Genomic DNA, 19,119 nt, shown 5'->3' with positions numbered 1-19,119 from the left:
GTTGATCACGGCCGCCCCGCACAGCGACGTGCTGATCGTCGGTGCCGGCAGCGCCGGATCGGTTGTTGCCGAGCGCCTTTCCGTCGATCCCCGCCGCACGGTGACCGTGCTGGAGGCGGGGCCGGCGCTCGATGATGCCGGATTGCTGGCTCAGACGGCCAATGGATTGCAACTGCCGATCGGGGTCGGCAGTCCCCTGGTGCGGCGCTACCAGACCAGCCTCACCGATGCGCCCATGCGCCGGCACCCGATCGTGCGCGGGGCTACGGTCGGCGGTTCGGGCGCGATCAACGGCGGCTACTTCTGCCGCGCGCTGCCCCGCGACTTCGATCGCCTGGCGCTGCCCGGCTGGGCCTGGTCCGATGTCCTCGGCAGCTTCCGCGCCATCGAGACCGACCTGGATTTCGGCGGCCCCGCCCACGGCGACGGCGGCCCCATCCGGGTGCGCCGCACCCGCGAAATGACCGGAACCACCGAGCGCTTCATCACCGCAGCGCGGCGCGCCGGGTTCTCCTGGATCGACGATCTCAATGATGTTGGCCCCGAACCCATTTCGGGAATGGGCGCCGTTCCGCTCAACATCGTCGACGGTGTGCGCACCGGATCCGGCGCCGGCTTCCTGCTCCCGGCCCTGGCCCGGCCGAACCTGGCGTTGCACGCGCGGACGCGCGCGCTGCGTCTGCGATTCGCCGGGACGGCGGCGGTCGGTGTCGACGCGATCGGCCCGCACGGACCCGTATCCATCACCGCAGACCGGATCGTCCTGTGCGCCGGCGCCATCCAAACGGCGCAGCTGCTCATGCTCTCCGGCATCGGGGCCGAGGAAGGGTTGCGGGCGGTCGGCGTGCCCGTGGTGGCGCCGCTGCCGGTGGGGACGTCGTTCAGCGATCACCCCGAATGGGTGCTGTCCACCGACTGGGCGGTGGCCCCCGGCCGGCCGGTGCTCGAGGCCGTCCTCAGCACCGCCGATGACCTTGAGATCAGGCCCTACACGGGCGGATTCGTCGCGATGACCGGCGACGGCACCGCCGGTCATGCCGACTGGCCGCACATCGGCGTGGCGCTGATGCAGCCCCGGGCGCGCGGACGCATCACGCTGGCGTCGGCGGATCCCGACGTGGCGCCCCGCATCGAGCATCGTTACGACAGCGAACCCAGCGACGTCTCGGCGCTGCGGGCGGGGACGGAGTTGGCCCGCGAATTGGTCGGCGGGACAACGGATGTCGGCGCGCCGGTGTGGTCCACGTCGCAACACCTGTGCGGCACGGCGCCGATGGGCCCCGACACCGACCCGCGGGCCGTCGTCGACCCGCGCTGCCGGGTGCACGGGATCGACAACCTGTGGGTGATCGACGGCTCGATCCTGCCCAGCATCACCAGCCGCGGCCCGCACGCCACCATCGTGATGCTCGGGCACCGGGCCGCGGAATTCGTCGATTGAGCTGGTTGGGGGGCGGGCCCCACGGTGAGGCATGGGGCCCGCCCGGTAAGCGGTTGATGTTCATGCGGTCCACGTAGATGGCCACGACAAGTGGCTGTGCGCGCGCGGGTGTGCGTCGCGCCAATGATGCGTCGCAATATTCGTGGACGGCACGACCGCCATCTCGCTTGTTCAACCTCCCTTCTTCTGAAAAGGATTCGGCGGCTTGGTGTCACGCCCGCTGCGGAGGCGAACGCTCCCGCGCCCACACCGGCGAGACGGCCCAGCGAGGTTCGTGTCCACGGACGCGTGCCGAGGGCACGGCGCCCGTCGGCTCGGTGCAGACGATGGTGCCCGTCCGGCGGCGGCACCGCCGCGCGGAGGGCAATTCGCAGGTGGGGTGGCGGGCCGGCTCGCTCGGTCGACGCAGGCGTATCCATTCGGCCTCCACGATCGCCGCCGCCTCGCTCAGCGCCGGGCAACCCGGCTCGACCACGCTCGTATCACCTACCAACACCACATACACCTCGCGGTCACAGAGATGATCTGTATCTGTCGATATACATCTGGTGATACCAGAACCGACGGACGTTTTCAAGCGTTCCCGGCGGCGCTCAATCCGTCGAACTCGATGTCGGACAACGGTATTGGAGTCCCCGATCGGGTCAGGCGCCGCGGCGGGCGAGCAAGCCGCGGATGGGCCGCAGCTGCCGGCCGTCGCGGCCGGGGGCCCAAATGCCGACCAGCATCGCGGCGACGGCGACGATCACGGCCATCGTGATGGTCGACGCGTGCAGGGCCGCCAGGAACGCGGTCTTGCTGGCCTCGGCGAGCTGGTGCCCCTGGGGCCCCAGCCGGCCGGCGACCTCGACGGCCTTGGCCAGCGAATCGGTGGCCGGGCCGCGCACCGGCTCGGGAAAGCCCGCCAACTTCGGCGCCAGCTCGTGTGAATAGCGTCCGGCCAGAATGGAACCGGCCACCGCGATGCCCAACGCGCCGCCCATCTCCCGGGAGGTGTCGTTCACCGCGGAGGCGACGCCCTGCTTCTCGTCGGGAACCGCGCCCATGATCGCCGACGTCGTCGGCGCCGTGCAGATTCCGATGCCGGTGGCCAATATCAGTGTCGGCCAGGCGAATTCGAGGTAGGACGAGTGCAGATCCAGCCGGTACATGCAGGCGAAGCCGACCGCCATCAGCACCGTGCCGATGAACAGCACAAGCCGCAGGCCGAGTTTGGGCACGTACCAGAACGACAGCGCCGAGAAAATGCCCAGCGGCAGCATGAACGGGCCGAAGGAGATGGCCGTCGCGAGGGCCGAGTAGCCCATGATCTGCTGCACGTATTGCATGCCGATGTAGAAGAACCCGAAGGTCGCGCCGAACAGGATGACGATCGCGGCGACTCCGGTGGCGAAATTCGGATCGGCGAACAGCCGGACGTCCAGCAGGGGTTGACGGCCGCGCCCGGCGAACCGCAGTTCGATGGCGCCGAACGCCGCGGCGAGCACCGCGCCCGCGGCGAGGCCGCCCCAGACCAGCGGGTCGCTCCAACCGCGGGTCGGCGCCTCCAGGATCGCGGCCACGGCGATCGCCACGGCGGCGCCGATGAGGACCGCGCCGAGCGAATCGATCCGCGGCGCGCCGCTGTCCCGTGACGAGGCGACGGTGCACGCCAGCGCAAAGATGACCAGTCCGGCGGCGCCCAGGGACCAGAAGATCGCGTGCCAGTCCCAGAACCGCAGCAGCAGGCCGGAACCGAGCATGCCCAGCACACCGCCGGATCCGGCGGTGCCGGCCCAGATTCCGACCGCCTTGGTCCGGTCGTCCTTCGGATAGGCCACGGTCAGCAGCGACAGCGTCGCCGGCATCACGAAGGCGGCGCCGATCCCGGCCAGCGCCCGTCCCGCGATGATCTGCGCCGGGCTGTGCAGCATTGCGGGCGCCATCGACCCGACCGAGAACACCACCAGCCCGATCAGCAGGGCGCCGCGCCTGCCATAGCGGTCACCGATCGCGCCCGCGGGCAACAGCAGGCACGCCAGGGCCACGGTGTAGCCGTCGACGACCCAGTTGAGCTGGGACTGGGTTGCCGAGGTCGCCACCGCCAGGTCCCCCAGCGCGGTGTTCAACGCCGTCATCGACGCGACGACCAGTGCGACGCCCATGCACGCCACGGTGAGCGTCCAGTTTCGCGCTCGGGGGCTATCGCCGATGCCGACCGCGTCAGTACGCTGGTCAGGCTGGACCAGGGTTTCGACCATGATGCGCCTCCTCACGGTGGCGTTGGGAGAGTTTCGAGACTAATGGTCTTGGAGGTAGACGGATAGTCTCGTTTCCAAACAGGGAGGTGCGTCACAATTACCGGCGGTACTACCGATCCCCGTCCAGCGCGTTCGCGGGCCCGTTTGCTCGAGGCCGCCGCCACGCTGCTGCGTTCGGGGGGTCCCAGCGCGGTGACCGTCGACGCGGTCACCCGTACCGCGAACGTAGCCAGGGCCACGCTGTATCGCCACTTCCCGAGCGGAAACGATCTGCTGGCAGCCGCCTTCAACAGCCTCATCCCCCCGTCCCCCACGCCGCCGGCCGAGGGTTCGCTGCGGGATCGCCTGGTGGCGGTGGTGCTGGCCCAGGCCGAGTCGGTGGCGCAGGCGCCGGCGCTGATGACGGCCATGTCCTGGTTGTCCATGGGCCGCGACCTCGACGAGCTGCCGGACCCCCGCGACTGCGCCGTCAACAGCACGGCGATCACGACACTGCGTGAGCGCATCGCCCAGCAGTACGCCGCGCCGTTCGACGCCATCTTCGACAGCCCCGAGGCCGCCGAGCTGGGCGAGGTGGACCGGTCGCTGGCCATCGCGATGCTCATCGGGCCCCTCGTGCTGGGCCGCCTGTCCACGCTGCCCGACTTCGATTACCGCGAGTGCGCGCTCGCCTCGGTCGACGGTTTCCTCCATGTACAGCGCGCACGCAACCGGGCAGACGCCGCGAACGTCGAACCGGCCGGTGCCTGAGGCCGCGCAGGTGCTCTAAGACCCTAAAAAAGCAGGTCGGCGGCCTGCGCCCGGGATTTGGCCAATCTCATGATCTAGGGCATACTGTTCAGGTTGCCTTGGGCCAGGTTCGCGCCTGGTCGGGCATACGACCAGCGCCCAAAACGGGCGCGTCCGGTCCCATCCTTGGAGCGCGACAATTTCGCCGCGGTCCAGGCTGCGTGAGGGTGACACACCCGACCGCGGGGGCCGGTGGACCACGACAGGTAAACAGCGGCGCAGTATCCGGCGCGACGCTCGATCGGCCAGGGCCGATCAGCGCGCTGGGAGCACCAGGTCCGGACACGGATTTTTGTAAGTGGAGTGAGGGTAGGAGAAGCGTGGCGGGACAGAAGATCCGCATCAGGCTCAAGGCCTACGACCATGAGGCCATCGACGCATCGGCGCGCAAAATCGTCGAGACCGTCGTCCGCACGGGTGCCAGTGTCGTAGGTCCGGTGCCGCTGCCGACTGAGAAGAACGTGTATTGCGTCATCCGCTCTCCGCATAAGTACAAGGACTCGCGGGAGCACTTCGAGATGCGTACTCACAAGCGGCTGATCGACATCCTCGACCCGACGCCGAAGACCGTCGACGCGCTGATGCGCATCGACCTTCCGGCCAGTGTCGACGTCAACATCCAGTAGGAGATCCAGAGCTCATGGCAAGAAAAGGCATTCTGGGTACCAAGCTGGGCATGACGCAGGTGTTCGACGAGAACAACCGGGTCGTCCCGGTGACGGTGGTCAAAGCGGGGCCCAATGTGGTCACCCGGATCCGCACCCCCGAGCGTGACGGTTACAGCGCCGTTCAGCTGGCGTACGGCGAGATCAGCCCGCGCAAGGTGAACAAGCCGGTGACCGGGCAGTACAGCGCCGCGGGCGTCAACCCGCGCCGGCACCTCGCCGAGCTGCGGCTGGACGACGAGGCCGCGGCGGGCGAGTACGAGGTCGGCCAGGAGCTGACGGCGGAGATCTTCGCCGACGGCGCCTATGTCGACGTGACCGGAACCTCCAAGGGGAAGGGCTTCGCCGGCACCATGAAGCGCCACGGCTTCCGCGGCCAGGGCGCCAGCCACGGTGCGCAGGCGGTCCACCGCCGGCCGGGTTCCATCGGTGGCTGCGCCACTCCCGCCCGGGTGTTCAAGGGCACCCGGATGGCGGGCCGGATGGGCAACGACCGGGTGACGGTCCAGAACCTGGTGGTGCACAAGGTCGATGCCGAGAACGGCGTGCTGTTGATCAAGGGCGCGGTCCCCGGTCGCACCGGTGGGCTCGTGGTGGTCCGCAGCGCGATCAAACGAGGTGAGAAGTAATGGCTGCACTCAAGATCGACGTGAAGACGCCGGACGGCAAGGTCGAGGGCTCCGTCGAGTTGCCGGCCGAATTGTTCGACGCCCCGGCCAATATCGCGCTGATGCACCAGGTGGTCACCGCGCAGCGGGCGGCGGCGCGTCAGGGTACGCACTCGACCAAGACCCGCGGCGAGGTCAGCGGCGGTGGGCGGAAGCCGTACCGGCAGAAGGGAACCGGTCGTGCCCGTCAGGGTTCGACGCGGGCCCCGCAATTCACCGGCGGTGGCGTCGTGCACGGCCCGAAGCCGCGCGACTACTCCCAGCGCACCCCGAAGAAGATGATCGTCGCGGCGTTGCGCGGCGCGTTGTCCGACCGGGCGCGCAGCGGCCGCATCCACGCGGTCACCGAGCTGGTGACGGGCCAGACGCCTTCCACAAAGAGCGCCAAGGCGTTCCTGGGCACGCTGACCGATCGCAAGAAGGTGCTGATCGTGATCGGTCGCAGCGACGAGGCCGGCGCCAAGAGCGTGCGCAACCTGCCGGGTGTCCACATCCTGACGCCCGATCAGCTCAACACCTATGACGTGCTGCGCTCCGACGACGTGGTTTTCAGCGTCGAGGCCCTCAACGCCTACATCGGTGGCAACACCGCTAGCACCGAGGAGGTTTCGGCGTAGATGGCAACCATCACCGACCCCCGCGACATCATCCTCGCCCCGGTCATCTCGGAGAAGTCCTACGGGCTGCTGGATGAGAACGTGTACACCTTTGTGGTGCACCCCGATTCGAACAAGACGCAGATCAAGATCGCCATTGAGAAGATCTTCTCCGTCAAGGTCGCGTCGGTGAACACCGCGAACCGGCAGGGCAAGCGCAAGCGCACCAGGACCGGATACGGCAAGCGCAAGGGCACCAAGCGGGCCATCGTCACGCTGGCGCCGGGTAGCAAGCCGATCGACCTGTTCGGGGCCCCGGCCTAGCGAGAGAAAGACCTGATTAGACATGGCAATTCGCAAGTACAAGCCGACGAGCCCGGGCCGTCGTGGCTCCAGCGTGTCCGACTTCGCCGAGGTGACCCGGTCGGAGCCGGAGAAGTCGTTGGTGCGCCCGCTGCACGGCCACGGTGGCCGTAACGCGCACGGCCGCATCACCACCCGGCACAAGGGCGGTGGCCACAAGCGCGCCTACCGGGTGATCGACTTCCGTCGTAACGACAAGGACGGCGTCAACGCCAAGGTCGCGCACATCGAGTACGACCCCAACCGCACCGCCAACATCGCGCTGCTGCACTTCCTGGACGGCGAGAAGCGTTACATCATCGCGCCGCAGGGCCTTTCGCAGGGCGACGTGGTGGAGTCGGGCGCGAACGCCGACATCAAGCCGGGCAACAACCTGCCGCTGCGCAACATCCCGGCCGGTACCGTGATCCACGCCGTGGAGCTGCGGCCGGGCGGTGGCGCCAAGCTGGCGCGGTCCGCCGGTTCGAGCATCCAGTTGCTCGGCAAGGAGGGCACCTACGCGTCGCTGCGTATGCCCAGCGGTGAGATCCGCCGCGTCGACGTGCGCTGCCGCGCCACGGTCGGTGAGGTGGGCAACGCCGAGCAGGCAAACATCAACTGGGGCAAGGCCGGCCGGATGCGGTGGAAGGGCAAGCGCCCCTCGGTCCGCGGTGTGGTCATGAACCCGGTGGACCACCCGCACGGTGGTGGTGAGGGTAAGACCTCCGGTGGCCGGCACCCGGTGAGCCCGTGGGGCAAGCCGGAGGGCCGCACCCGCCACCCGAACAAGGCCAGCAACAAACTCATCGTCCGGCGCCGTCGCACCGGCAAGAAGCACGGTCGCTAGGGAAGCTCAGGAGTAGCACATGCCACGCAGCCTGAAGAAGGGCCCGTTCGTCGACGACCACCTGCTCAAGAAGGTGGACACGCAGAACGAGAAGAACACCAAGCAGGTCATCAAGACCTGGTCCCGGCGTTCGACGATCATCCCGGACTTCATCGGCCACACCTTCGCCGTCCACGACGGGCGCAAGCACGTCCCGGTGTTCGTCACCGAGGCGATGGTCGGTCACAAGCTTGGTGAGTTCGCGCCGACGCGCACCTTCAAGGGACACATCAAGGACGACCGGAAGGCCAAACGGCGATGACCTCAACTGAATTCCCGTCGGCGGTCGCCAAGGCGCGATTCGTGCGGGTCTCACCGACGAAGGCGCGCCGGGTGATCGACCTGGTGCGCGGACGGTCGGTGTCCGACGCGCTCGACATCCTGCGCTGGGCGCCCCAGGCCGCCAGCGAGCCGGTGGCCAAGGTGATCGCCAGCGCCGCCGCCAACGCGCAGAACAACAACGGGCTGGACCCGGCCACCCTGGTGGTCGCTACGGTCTACGCCGACGAGGGCCCGACCGCCAAGCGCATCCGACCGCGCGCCCAAGGCCGCGCGTTCCGGATCCGCAAGCGCACCAGCCACATCACGGTCGTGGTGGAGAGCCGGCCGGCCAAGGACCAGCGTTCGGCGAAGTCGACGAGGGCCCGCCGCGCCGAGGCCAGCAAGGCCGCCGCGAAGGCGCCCGCCAAGAAGGCTCCGGCGAAGAAGGCACCTGCCAAGAAAGCCGCGGCGAAGTCCGCTCCGGCGAAGAAAACTACGTCTGAGACTTCTGAGGCGAAGGGAGGCTCAGACTAGTGGGCCAGAAGATCAACCCGCACGGCTTCCGGCTGGGCATCACCACGGACTGGAAGTCCCGCTGGTATGCCGACAAGCAGTACGCCGACTACGTCAAGGAAGACGTCGCCATCCGGCGGCTGCTGTCCACCGGTCTGGAGCGCGCCGGCATCGCCGACGTGGAGATCGAGCGCACCCGTGACCGGGTGCGGGTCGACATCCACACCGCGCGCCCCGGCATCGTGATCGGCCGTCGCGGCACCGAGGCCGACCGCATCCGCGCGGACCTGGAGAAGCTGACCGGCAAGCAGGTTCAGCTCAACATCCTCGAGGTCAGAAACCCCGAGTCGCAGGCCCAGTTGGTGGCGCAGGGCGTCGCCGAGCAGCTGAGCAACCGGGTGGCGTTCCGCCGTGCGATGCGTAAGGCCATCCAGTCGGCGATGCGCCAGCCCAACGTCAAGGGCATCCGGGTGCAGTGCTCGGGTCGTCTCGGCGGTGCGGAGATGAGCCGTTCGGAGTTCTACCGCGAGGGCCGGGTGCCGCTGCACACGCTGCGCGCCGACATCGACTACGGCCTGTACGAGGCCAAGACCACCTTCGGCCGGATCGGTGTGAAGGTGTGGATCTACAAGGGCGACATCGTCGGCGGGAAGCGGGAATTGGCCGCGGCCGCCCCGGCGGGCGCCGACCGTCCGCGCCGCGAGCGTCCGTCGGGCACGCGCCCCCGGCGCAGCGGTGCGTCGGGCACCACGGCGACCAGCACCGAGGCCGGTCGCGCCGCCGCGGGTGCCGAGGAGCAGGCGGCGGCGGCGGCCGAGGCCGCGCCCGCTGCAGAACCACAGGAGAGCTGAATCATGTTGATTCCCCGCAGGGTTAAACACCGTAAGCAGCACCACCCCCGTCAGCGCGGCATCGCCAGCGGCGGCACGGCGGTGAACTTCGGTGACTACGGCATTCAGGCGCTCGAGCACGCCTACGTCACCAACCGGCAGATCGAGTCCGCCCGTATCGCCATCAACCGCCACATCAAGCGTGGTGGCAAGGTGTGGATCAACGTCTTCCCGGACCGCCCGCTGACCAAGAAGCCCGCCGAGACGCGGATGGGTTCGGGTAAGGGCTCCCCGGAATGGTGGGTCGTCAACGTCAAGCCGGGCCGCGTGCTGTTCGAGCTGAGCTACCCCAACGAGCAGGTCGCCCGGGCGGCCCTCACCCGTGCAATCCACAAGTTGCCGATCAAGGCACGCATCGTGACTCGAGAGGATCAGTTCTGATGGCAGTGGGAATTTCGCCTGGCGAACTGCGGGAGCTCACCGACGAGGAGCTGACCGAGCGTCTGCGCGAGTCGAAGGAGGAGCTGTTCAACCTTCGCTTCCAGATGGCGACCGGGCAGCTCACCAACAACCGCCGGCTGCGCACGGTGCGGCAGGAGATCGCGCGCGTCTACACCGTGCTGCGCGAACGAGAACTGGGCCTGGCTTCCGGGCCCGACGGTAAGGAATCGTGATGGCAGAAGCGAAGAAGGCGGCCGCGAAGGACGCCGGCTCGAAAGAGAAGGGCCCCAAGCACACTCCGGCCAACCCCAAGGTGCGCGGCCGGCGCAAGGTGCGCATCGGCTATGTGGTGAGTGACAAGATGCAGAAGACCATCGTCGTCGAGCTCGAAGACCGCGTGCGGCACCCGCTGTACGGCAAGATCATCCGCACCACCAAGAAGGTGAAGGCGCACGACGAGAACAGCACCGCGGGCATCGGCGACCGCGTCTCGCTGATGGAGACGCGCCCGACGTCGGCCACCAAGCGGTGGCGGCTCGTCGAAATCCTGGAGAAGGCCAAGTAGCAGCGAAGCGACATCGAAACGCCCGGGGCCCGGTGGTCCCGGGCGTCTTGCTTTGCGAGGGGTGGCGGTCCGCGAAAAGCGATCGGAATTTTCGCCGCCGCGTTACTCTCGGCGCATGTCGCCTGACTCCCGCGCCTTCGAGGGCAAGATCGAGCTGGATATTCGGGATTCCGAACCGGACTGGGGCCCATACGCCGCGCCGACCGCCCCCGAGAATTCGCCCAACATCCTCTACTTGGTATGGGATGACACCGGCATCGCGACGTGGGATTGTTTCGGCGGCCTGGTCGAGATGCCGGCGATGAGCCGCATCGCCGAGCGGGGTGTGCGGCTGTCGCAGTTCCACACCACCGCGCTGTGCTCGCCGACCCGCGCATCGTTGTTGACCGGCCGCAACGCGACCACGGTCGGCATGGCCACCATCGAAGAGTTCACCGACGCGTTCCCCAACGCCAACGGCCGCATCCCGTTCGACACCGCACTGCTCTCCGAAGTGCTCGCCGAGCGCGGCTACAACACGTACTGCGTCGGCAAGTGGCACCTGACGCCGCTCGAGGAGTCCAATCTGGCGTCGACGAAACGGCATTGGCCGACCTCGCGCGGGTTCGAGCGGTTCTACGGGTTCATGGGCGGCGAGACCGACCAGTGGTACCCCGACCTGGTGTACGACAACCATCCGGTCAACCCGCCGGGCGCGCCGGAAGACGGCTATCACCTGTCGAAGGACCTCGCCGACAAGACGATCGAGTTCATCCGCGACGCCAAGGTGATCGCGCCGGACAAGCCGTGGTTTTCCTACGTGTGCCCGGGCGCCGGGCACGCGCCGCACCACGTGTTCTCCGAATGGGCCGACAAGTATGCCGGCCGCTTCGACATGGGCTACGAGCGCTATCGCGAGATCGTGCTGGAGAACCAGAAGTCGATGGGGATCGTGCCGCCGGACACCGAGCTGTCGCCGGTCAACCCGTATGCGGACGTGACGGGGCCGAAGGGGGAGCCCTGGCCGCTGCAGGACACCGTGCGGCCGTGGGACTCGCTGAACTCCGAAGAGCAGAGGCTGTTCGCCCGGATGGCCGAGGTGTTCGCCGGCTTCCTGAGCTACACCGACGCCCAAATCGGCCGGATCCTGGACTATTTGGAGGAATCCGGTCAGCTGGACAACACCATCATCGTGGTGATCTCCGACAACGGCGCCAGCGGGGAGGGCGGCCCCAACGGTTCGGTGAACGAGGGCAAGTTCTTCAACGGCTACATCGACACCGTCGAAGAGAGCATGAAGCTGTTCGACCACCTGGGCGGGCCGGAGACCTACAACCATTACCCGATCGGGTGGGCGATGGCGTTCAACACCCCGTACAAGCTGTACAAACGGTACGCCTCGCACGAGGGCGGCATCGCCGACACGGCCATCATCTCCTGGCCCAACGGTGTTGCCGCACATGGCGAGATCCGCGACAACTACGTCAACGTCTGCGACGTCACGCCCACCGTCTACGACCTGCTGGGCATGACGCCGCCCGAAACTGTGCGGGGTATTACGCAAAAGCCACTGGACGGCGTGAGTTTCAAAGCGGCCCTTGCCGATCCGGCCGCCGACACCGGCAAGCGGACCCAGTTCTACTCCATGCTCGGCACCCGCGGCATCTGGCATGAGGGCTGGTTCGCCAACACCATCCACGCGGCGACGCCGGCCGGTTGGTCGCATTTCGACGCGGACCGTTGGGAGCTGTTCCACATCGAGGCCGACCGCAGCCAGTGCCACGACCTGGCCGCCGAGCACCCGGACAAACTGGAAGAACTCAAGGCGCTGTGGTTCTCCGAGGCCGCCAAGTACAACGGGCTGCCGCTTTCGGACCTGAACATCATCGAGACGATGACGCGGCCCCGCCCGTATCTCGGCGGCAACCGGACCAGCTATGTCTACTATCCCGACTGCGCTGACGTGGGCATCGGCGCCGCCGCCGAAGTCCAGGGCAGGTCGTTCTCGCTGCTGGCCGAGGTGACCATCGATACCACCGGCGCGGAAGGGGTGCTGTTCAAGCAGGGCGGCGCGCACGGCGGGCACGTGCTGTTCATCCAGGACGGGCGGCTGCATTACGTCTACAACTTCCTGGGCGAGCGCCAGCAGGTGGTCTCCTCATCGGGCGCTGTGCCGCTTGGCAAACACCTACTCGGGGCGAGCTATTCGCGGACCGGCACTGTAGCCAACAGCCACACGCCGCTGGGCGATGTCACGTTGTTCGTCGACGACGAGGTGGTCGGCACGCTCGCGGATGTGCAAACCCATCCCGGAACGTTCGGGCTCGCGGGCGCCGGGATCACCGTCGGGCGCAACGGCGGCTCGGGGGTATGCAGCCGCTACAAAGCCCCGTTCTCGTTCACCGGAGGCAGCATCGCGCAGGTCACCGTCGACCTGTCCGGCCGGCCCTACGTCGACGTGGAAGCCGAAATTGCGCTTGCCTTTTCGCGCGACTGAAGTCGTAGCGCTGTGCCTGCTGGCGGTCGCCGCGGTGGGCTGCGAGAAGACCACCGCCGGCCGGGTAACGGGCGGGAGCTCGTCGTCGACGGTTGCCACGACGTCCACGACGCGAGTGCCCGACCCGGCCGAGCCGGTGCCCGGCGTCGAAACCACGCTGCCCGACCACATTCCACCCAATGCGCTGGTGTGCTACCCGCCGCCCGCCAGCGGCTCCATGACCAAGGCCTCCGTCGCGGATCCGGCGGCGCCGGTGCTCACAGTCCCCTTGCCGAACGGCTGGGCGCCGACGCCGGGCACCGGTGACGTCGCGTTGACGGCGACCGGCCCCGACGGCATGGCGGTGCGGGTCAGCATCACCCGCACCGACCTCGAACCGGGCGGGGCTTTCCTGCGCTACGCCACCGACTTGCGAACGGCCAATCCCGGCGTCAAAGTCACCGCCACCGCCGCCCAGTTCTGCGGTTACAGCAGCCAGCTGCTCAGCGGAACCGGCGGCGGCGCAAACGACTTCGCCGACCGGATCACCCATGTCTGGACGAACACCCAGAAGTATCTGGTCGTCGTCCATTTGGAGGGGCCCGGCAAAGCCCCGGGGTTCGACGCGGCCAAATCCACGGTAATGCAGCAATTTGCCGTCATTATCCCCTGAAACTTGCCGTTTCCCCTGCTAGCATCTGGCCCGTGATGCCTCAATGACCGCCGGGACTCCGGCGCCGCCCGCACCGCCAGCACCGACCGGCTCCCGGGGCCGGCAAATCGCGATCACCTTTGGGATCGTCGTCGCCGTCATCGTCATCTACGTCCTGTCGCTGATCGCCGTGCACCTGCTGGCCAAGTCGGCGCCCGCGCTGCCCCCGGTGGATTTCACCAAGCTCGAGGCCGAAGACAGCGTCGTGCAGGTGCACCTCGAGAAGCTGGATACCGTTGCGAACCGGCTGACCGTGAACGTGCTTGTCTACCCGAAGGATTCGCTCTACGACAAGAATTTCGGCGTGCTGACCACCGACGCGGCGGTGCGGCTGTATCCGGAGAACGATCTGGGCGATTTGCAGTACCCGGTTGGCAAGGCGCCCGGGCAAGTCAGCACCGCGCTGGTAGCCCACGGCGATCCCGGTAACTGGCCGTTCGACTCTTACAAGACGGAAGTGATCGCGGCCGACGTGTTCACCGGCACCGGCCAGAACCGCGAAAAGGCGCCCGCCCGTGTGGAAGTCACCGGAAAGTTGGACGGTTGGGACGCCACGGTGACGCGCGTCCACGACCCCGACGACGCCAACCCTGACGTCCAGGACAACGTGATCATCACGTTGGAGAGGTCGAAGGGTCCGCTGATCTTCGACCTGGGCATCTGCCTGGTCCTGATCGCGCTGCCCGCGTTGGCGCTGTGGGTGGCCATTCCGATGGTGTTGGGCAGGACCACCTTCCTGCCGCCGCTGGGAACGTGGTTCGCGGCGCTGCTGTTCGCCGTCGTCCCGCTGCGCAACTTCCTCCCCGGTTCCCCGCCGCCGGGCTCGTGGGTGGACCAGGCCATCGTGCTGTGGGTGTTGATCGGGCTCGTTACCGCGATGTCCCTTTTCATCGTCGCCTGGTGGCGGTCCCGCGAGCGAAAGAAGCCGAATTAGGCTGGGAATCACTCGGGATTCGGTGCCTCTACGGAGCCGATCGCGTCGACGGCGCTCGATACCCGGGACTGGAAGTCGGGCGACAGCGGGATGTAGCCGTTCCTCGCCAGCTCGACCTGTCCGGGCCCGATCGCCGCCTGGAGGAACGCCTTGACCGCCTTGGCCACATCCAGGGTCGGATATTTGGAGCAGACGATCTCGTAGGTGGCCAGCACGATCGGGTAGACGTCGGGCTGGGCGGGGTTGTAGAACGACGAGATGTCGAGCACCAGGTCGTTGCCGCTGCCGATGATCCTGGCGCCGGTGATGGTCTTGCCGACCGTGTCGGTACCGATGCGCACCGGCCGCAACGACCTGCGGCTCGCCGGGGTCTTGATCTCGGCGGCGTAAAGCCCTTGCTGCAGCGCAAAAGACAGTTCGTTGTAACTGATCGCGCCCTCGGTGGTTTTTACCAGCGCCGCGGTGCCGTTGTTGCCCTGGGCGCCGGTGCCGACGCCGCCGTTGAAGGCCTTGCCCGTGCCCTTGTTCCAGGCGCCGCCGGACGCGGCCTGCAAGTAGGACTGGAAGTTGTCGGTGGTCCCGGACGCGTCGCTGCGATAGATGACGCGGATGTCTTCGGCCGGCATGGATGCGTTGAGTGCGGTGAGGGCCGGGTCATCCCAGCGCGTGATGGTGCCGTCGAAGATCTTGGCGATCGTGGATGCGTCGAGCACCAACGAGTCGACCGAGCCCAGGTTGTACGTGATCGCCAGTGGGCCGAACACGACGGGCAGGTTCCAGGCGTCGGCGCCGCCGCAGCGTTGTTTGGCCGCCGCGTACTGGTTTCCGGACAGCGGCGTGTCCGACCCGCCGAAATCCGTTTTGCCGGCAAGGAAGTCGCTGATCCCGGCGCCCGACCCGTTGGCGGTGTAGTTGAGGGTCTGCCCGGCGCACACCTTGCCGTAAGCCGCGACGAACTTCGTCATCGCGTTGGACTGCGCGGTCGAGCCGCTGGCCGTCAAGGTCTGCTTGCCGCCGCAGTCCACCTTGGCGCCCGCCGCATAGGCCAACATCGGGTGGGGGTCGGTGCTACATGCAGAGACCGCGACTGCCGCCGCAGCGAGCAGGCCGATGGCGGTCGCCGGTGGGTTGCGCTTCACGCTGGTTGGCTCCTGGAGACTGCGGTTTCGGCGCAGGCGTCATTGGTGGCGGCCGAGTCCCGTTTCGATACACGTCGAGACTTACCGCGATCCCGGGGCGCAAGCAAACAAACATCAGATGAACTGGCCGTCCCAGCCGGATGAATGCCGACGACCGGTGTCGGTGCGGCCGGAGTTCACCCCTAGCGTTCGCTGCGGGGGCGGTCTGTGGAAGTCGGGTCCGGCCAAATTGCCTGATTTACGCCAGAATTATGATTCGCCACCGGGCGGGCAGAAGTTCGCTACGATCTCCCTGGTGTCGCCTCCACGGTGCCGCATCGATCAGTCTCTAGCAAGGAGAATGATGGCCAGTCACGCGTCTCCGCCTCAGCAACAGCCCGCACCGTCAGCAACGCCTCGGCCCGCCGCTACGGCGCCGCCGCCGCCGCAGAAGCCCAGGCGCCGCCTGATCGTCGGCCTGGGCGCCCTGCTGGGCTTCGTGGTGGTCTATCTGTTATCGCTGTTCGGCTTTCACCTGCTGGCCAGCTCCGGAAAGCCACTCAAACCACCGGACCTGAACGCGACCGGCGACACCGTCGTGCTGGTCCGACTCGAGAAGCTGGACACCATCGCCAATCGCCTGGCGGTGAAAGTGCTTGTGATTCCCGAAGACTCGATGTTCGACAAGCGCCTCGACGTGTTGAAGACCGACACCGCGGTCCGCATGGATCCGCCGAACGACCTGGGCGACCTGCAATACCCGGCGGGGAAGTCGCCGGCGCAGGTCGCCACCACCATCGAGGCGCACGGCGACCCCAACAACTGGCCGTTCGACTCCTACCGCACCGACACCCTCTCGGCCGATGTCCTCGTCGGCCAGGGCGACGCCCGCCAATACATTCCGGCCCGGGTCGAGGTCGCGGGCGCGTTGGACGGCTGGGACGTGAGCGTCCAGCGCGTCGGCGAAGCCAGCCAGGACTCGGACCGGCCGGACAACGTGGTCATCACGCTGCACCGGGCCAAGGGCCCGCTGATCTTCGACCTCGGCATCTGCCTCGTCCTTTTCGCCCTGCCGGCGCTCGCGTTCGCGGTGGCCATCCAGATCGCGTTGGGCAGGCGTAAATTCGTGCCGCCGTTCGTGACGTGGTTCGCGGCGATGCTGTTCGCGGTCATACCGATCCGCAACTTCCTGCCGGGTTCGCCACCGCCCGGGGCCTGGATCGACCAGGCGCTGGTGATCTGGGTGCTGCTCGCGCTGGTCGGGGCGATGGGGTTGTACATGCTCACGTGGTACCGCCAGTCCGACTGAGGTGCTCGTACCCTGAACGGGTGCTCACCGAGCTGGTCGACCTACCCGGCGGATCCTTCCGCATGGGCTCGACCAGCTTCTACCCCGAAGAGGCGCCGGTCCACACGGTGACTGTCGCCGCGTTTGCGGTGGAGCGGCACCCCGTGACCAACGCGCAGTTCGGCGAATTCGTCTCCGCCACAGGCTATGTGACGGTCGCCGAGCAGCCGATCGACCCGGCGCTGTACCCGGGCGCCAACCCGGCGGAGCTGTGTCCCGGTGCCATGGTTTTCCGGCCCACGCCGGGACCGATCGACCTGCGCGACTGGCGGCAGTGGTGGGAATGGGTGCCGGGTGCGGATTGGCGGCACCCGTTCGGCCCGGACAGCGACATCGCCGACCGGGCCGATCATCCGGTGGTGCAGGTGGCCTACCCCGACGCCGCCGCGTACGCGCGCTGGGCGGGCCGGCGGCTGCCGACTGAGGCCGAGTGGGAGTACGCCGCCCGCGGCGGAAGTGTCGGCACGTATGCGTGGGGGGAGGAGCCCAACCCAGCCGGTCGACTGATGGCGAACACCTGGCAGGGCCGGTTCCCCTATCGCAACGACGGCGCCCTCGGCTGGGTGGGCACGTCGCCGGTCGGCACATTTCCGCCCAACGGATTCGGCTTGCTCGACATGATCGGAAACGTCTGGGAATGGACCGCGACGGAATTCTCCGCGCACCACCGGATCGACGGGCCGCCCAAGGCCTGTTGTGCCCCGACGGGACCGGCGAATCCGGCCGTCAGCCAGACGCTGAAGGGCGGTTCGCACCTGTGCGCGCCGGAGTACTGCCACCGGTATCGCCCGGCCGCTAGATCGCCGCAGTCACAGGACACCGCGACCACCCACATCGGGTTCCGCTGCGTCACGCAGCAAACGGACCCCGTTCACGGCGACGTCGCCCGACACTGAAGCGACGAGCGGGTTACCGCCGCATGGACGGCGAGTGACGGGGCGATCGTCGGCGCGCACCGTGCGCGTGAGTTCGCTAGCATCTGACCACGTGTGGCCCACGACCAGCCTCGGATCGCCAGTGGGTTGCCCATGACCGCCGAGGCCCCCGCGGCACCGGCCCCGCCGCCCCCGACGGACGCACCGACACCCCCCGCGCCGCACGGTGGCAAACACATGGCGAAGCGGCCGCGCATCGTCATCGGCGTCGCCATCCTGGCCGTCGTCGTCACGGCCTACATGCTGTCGCTGTTCGGCGTCCACTGGCTCGAACGATCGGAGGGGCCGCTCCCGCCGCTCGACCTGAGCCAGGGCGGCGGCGATGCGACCATCGTGCAGCTGCAGGTGGAGGAGCTCAAGCCGGTCGCCAAGCGTCTCGGGGTGAATGTGCTTGTCTATCCGGGCATTTCGGCCTACGACAACCGATTCGACGTACTGGGGACCGACGTCGCCGTCCGGCTGTATCCGACGAGCGACCTCGGCGACCTGCACTACCCGAAGGGCAAGGCGCCGGCACAGCTCAGCACCACGGTCGTGGCGCACGGCGACCCGGGCAACTGGCCGTTCGATTCCTATAGGACCGAGCCGATCTCGGCCGACGCGTTCGTCGGGTCGGGCGACAACCTGAAGAAGGTGCCTGCGCGGGTCGAGGTGACCGGGGAGCTGGACGGGTGGGACATCAGCGTCAACCGCGTCCACGATCCCGGTGCGCTGCCGACGCAGCGGGGCACCGACAACGGGAACGTGGTCATCACGCTGAAACGGGCCAAGGGCCCACTGATCTTCGACTTGGGCATCTGCCTGGTCCTGATCAGCTTGCCCACCCTGGCGCTGCTGGTCGCCATCCCGATGGCGATGGGCAGAAGGAAGTTCCTGCCGCCCTTCGCAACCTGGTACGCCGCGAACCTGTTCGCCATCGTTCCCTTGCGCAACATCCTGCCCGGCGCGCCGCCACCCGGTTCGTGGATCGACCAAGCCATCGTGCAGTGGGTGTTGATCGCGCTCGTGACGGCGATGAGCCTGTACATCTTCGCCTGGGTCCGGCAGGGCGACTAGCGGGTGCGCATCGGTCGAACGTGGCCGCTTCCCAGTTGAGGCGCCCGCGGCCGCGCGGTTATCCACAGCACCAGAAATTTGGGTGGACTTGTCGTAGCCGGGTGACAGACTCGAACATATGTTCGATTCTGGGGTGTCGTCGGCGGAGGTAATCGCCGCGTTCGATGAGCATTTCGAGCGGCGGTATCCGTCGAAGACGGCGGAGTCGGCGGCGTTGCTGGAGCGGGTGTCGGGGTGGTCGCGGGCGCAGAATCGGGCGGCGGCGGCGCAGTTGGCCGCGATCGGGGAGTTGTTCGCGTACCGGTTGTCGCGGTGCGGCGAGTG

The 19,119-nt window shown here is 67.8% G+C and carries 22 protein-coding genes and 1 pseudogene; 20 read left to right on the top strand and 3 right to left on the bottom strand.

The features are described 5' to 3' along the window. Nucleotide 1: 1 nt before the first annotated feature. Entirely contained in the window at nucleotides 2–1,441 is a 1,440-nt protein-coding gene (mftG, locus tag BRW65_RS28800; protein WP_139273303.1) for a mycofactocin dehydrogenase MftG, read from the top strand. Nucleotides 1,442–1,652: 211 nt separating this feature from the next. Here the strand turns inward: mftG and BRW65_RS28795 are convergent, their stop codons facing one another. Continuing rightward, nucleotides 1,653–1,937, bottom strand: coding sequence for a hypothetical protein (locus BRW65_RS28795; RefSeq protein WP_139273302.1), 285 nt, complete (start codon nucleotides 1,935–1,937; stop codon nucleotides 1,653–1,655). A 148-nt stretch (nucleotides 1,938–2,085) separates the two neighbouring features. Next, nucleotides 2,086–3,681, bottom strand: coding sequence for an MFS transporter (locus BRW65_RS28790; RefSeq protein WP_073880567.1), 1,596 nt, complete (start codon nucleotides 3,679–3,681; stop codon nucleotides 2,086–2,088). Between the two features lie 144 nt (nucleotides 3,682–3,825). Here BRW65_RS28790 and BRW65_RS28785 point away from each other — a divergent pair, with 144 nt between their 5' ends. The 15 genes from BRW65_RS28785 (at nucleotide 3,826) to BRW65_RS28715 (ending at nucleotide 14,338) form a co-directional block, all read left to right on the top strand. Next, nucleotides 3,826–4,431, top strand: coding sequence for a TetR/AcrR family transcriptional regulator (locus BRW65_RS28785; RefSeq protein ID WP_279627709.1), 606 nt, complete (start codon nucleotides 3,826–3,828; stop codon nucleotides 4,429–4,431). Nucleotides 4,432–4,790: 359 nt separating this feature from the next. Next, nucleotides 4,791–5,096 carry a 30S ribosomal protein S10 gene (rpsJ, locus tag BRW65_RS28780; protein WP_003873519.1) on the top strand — a complete coding sequence of 102 codons (306 nt, stop codon included), beginning with the start codon at nucleotides 4,791–4,793 and terminating at the stop codon, nucleotides 5,094–5,096. Between the two features lie 14 nt (nucleotides 5,097–5,110). Beyond that, entirely contained in the window at nucleotides 5,111–5,764 is a 654-nt protein-coding gene (gene rplC, locus BRW65_RS28775) for a 50S ribosomal protein L3 (protein ID WP_073880563.1), read from the top strand. Next, the gene (gene rplD, locus BRW65_RS28770; RefSeq protein ID WP_073880561.1) at nucleotides 5,764–6,420 is read left to right on the top strand and encodes a 50S ribosomal protein L4; all 657 of its coding nucleotides are present in this window, start codon (nucleotides 5,764–5,766) and stop codon (nucleotides 6,418–6,420) included. Before rplC ends, rplD begins: the two co-directional genes overlap by 1 nt. Further along, nucleotides 6,421–6,723 carry a 50S ribosomal protein L23 gene (gene rplW, locus BRW65_RS28765; RefSeq protein WP_046183668.1) on the top strand — a complete coding sequence of 101 codons (303 nt, stop codon included), beginning with the start codon at nucleotides 6,421–6,423 and terminating at the stop codon, nucleotides 6,721–6,723. A 22-nt stretch (nucleotides 6,724–6,745) separates the two neighbouring features. Beyond that, nucleotides 6,746–7,588: a 50S ribosomal protein L2 gene (rplB, locus tag BRW65_RS28760; protein WP_067739765.1), complete on the top strand. Its 843-nt coding sequence runs from the start codon at nucleotides 6,746–6,748 to the stop codon at nucleotides 7,586–7,588. A 19-nt stretch (nucleotides 7,589–7,607) separates the two neighbouring features. Then, nucleotides 7,608–7,889: a 30S ribosomal protein S19 gene (gene rpsS, locus BRW65_RS28755; RefSeq protein ID WP_073880559.1), complete on the top strand. Its 282-nt coding sequence runs from the start codon at nucleotides 7,608–7,610 to the stop codon at nucleotides 7,887–7,889. Beyond that, complete coding sequence (rplV, locus tag BRW65_RS28750; RefSeq protein ID WP_073880557.1) at nucleotides 7,886–8,422, top strand: 50S ribosomal protein L22; 537 nt, start codon at nucleotides 7,886–7,888, stop codon at nucleotides 8,420–8,422. Before rpsS ends, rplV begins: the two co-directional genes overlap by 4 nt. Next, nucleotides 8,422–9,252: a 30S ribosomal protein S3 gene (gene rpsC / locus BRW65_RS28745; RefSeq protein ID WP_073880555.1), complete on the top strand. Its 831-nt coding sequence runs from the start codon at nucleotides 8,422–8,424 to the stop codon at nucleotides 9,250–9,252. The genes rplV and rpsC overlap by 1 nt, the downstream gene beginning before the upstream one ends. A 3-nt stretch (nucleotides 9,253–9,255) precedes the next feature. Then, the gene (rplP, locus tag BRW65_RS28740; protein WP_007167840.1) at nucleotides 9,256–9,672 is read left to right on the top strand and encodes a 50S ribosomal protein L16; all 417 of its coding nucleotides are present in this window, start codon (nucleotides 9,256–9,258) and stop codon (nucleotides 9,670–9,672) included. Beyond that, nucleotides 9,672–9,905, top strand: coding sequence for a 50S ribosomal protein L29 (rpmC, locus tag BRW65_RS28735; RefSeq protein ID WP_008260802.1), 234 nt, complete (start codon nucleotides 9,672–9,674; stop codon nucleotides 9,903–9,905). Before rplP ends, rpmC begins: the two co-directional genes overlap by 1 nt. Next, nucleotides 9,905–10,237, top strand: coding sequence for a 30S ribosomal protein S17 (gene rpsQ, locus BRW65_RS28730; RefSeq protein WP_073880553.1), 333 nt, complete (start codon nucleotides 9,905–9,907; stop codon nucleotides 10,235–10,237). The genes rpmC and rpsQ overlap by 1 nt, the downstream gene beginning before the upstream one ends. 115 nt (nucleotides 10,238–10,352) lie before the next feature. Further along, nucleotides 10,353–12,713: an arylsulfatase gene (locus tag BRW65_RS28725; RefSeq protein WP_073880551.1), complete on the top strand. Its 2,361-nt coding sequence runs from the start codon at nucleotides 10,353–10,355 to the stop codon at nucleotides 12,711–12,713. Next, on the top strand, nucleotides 12,694–13,365 hold the full coding sequence (locus tag BRW65_RS32565) for a hypothetical protein (protein ID WP_244168260.1): 672 nt from the start codon (nucleotides 12,694–12,696) through the stop codon (nucleotides 13,363–13,365). Before BRW65_RS28725 ends, BRW65_RS32565 begins: the two co-directional genes overlap by 20 nt. Nucleotides 13,366–13,408: 43 nt before the next feature. After that, the gene (locus tag BRW65_RS28715) at nucleotides 13,409–14,338 is read left to right on the top strand and encodes a DUF4436 domain-containing protein (protein ID WP_073880549.1); all 930 of its coding nucleotides are present in this window, start codon (nucleotides 13,409–13,411) and stop codon (nucleotides 14,336–14,338) included. Between the two features lie 8 nt (nucleotides 14,339–14,346). On the opposite strand, the gene pstS is transcribed toward BRW65_RS28715, so the two are convergent. Further along, entirely contained in the window at nucleotides 14,347–15,477 is a 1,131-nt protein-coding gene (gene pstS / locus BRW65_RS28710; RefSeq protein WP_073880547.1) for a phosphate ABC transporter substrate-binding protein PstS, read from the bottom strand. 343 nt (nucleotides 15,478–15,820) lie between these two features. Between pstS and BRW65_RS28705 the strand changes: the two genes are divergently transcribed. The 4 genes and pseudogenes from BRW65_RS28705 to BRW65_RS28690 form a co-directional block, all read left to right on the top strand. Then, on the top strand, nucleotides 15,821–16,765 hold the full coding sequence (locus BRW65_RS28705; protein WP_073880597.1) for a DUF4436 domain-containing protein: 945 nt from the start codon (nucleotides 15,821–15,823) through the stop codon (nucleotides 16,763–16,765). A gap of 20 nt (nucleotides 16,766–16,785) precedes the next feature. Continuing rightward, nucleotides 16,786–17,700, top strand: coding sequence for a formylglycine-generating enzyme family protein (locus tag BRW65_RS28700; protein WP_073880546.1), 915 nt, complete (start codon nucleotides 16,786–16,788; stop codon nucleotides 17,698–17,700). Nucleotides 17,701–17,832: 132 nt separating this feature from the next. After that, nucleotides 17,833–18,795: a DUF4436 domain-containing protein gene (locus tag BRW65_RS28695; RefSeq protein WP_073880544.1), complete on the top strand. Its 963-nt coding sequence runs from the start codon at nucleotides 17,833–17,835 to the stop codon at nucleotides 18,793–18,795. A 118-nt stretch (nucleotides 18,796–18,913) separates the two neighbouring features. Next, nucleotides 18,914–19,119: pseudogene (locus BRW65_RS28690) on the top strand (hypothetical protein); the annotation flags it as partial.

The sequence above is a fragment of the Mycobacterium paraffinicum genome (assembly GCF_001907675.1).
In the GTDB taxonomy this organism is placed as follows: Bacteria; Actinomycetota; Actinomycetes; order Mycobacteriales; family Mycobacteriaceae; genus Mycobacterium; species Mycobacterium paraffinicum_A.
This window is presented reverse-complemented; position numbering and strand designations above follow the sequence as displayed.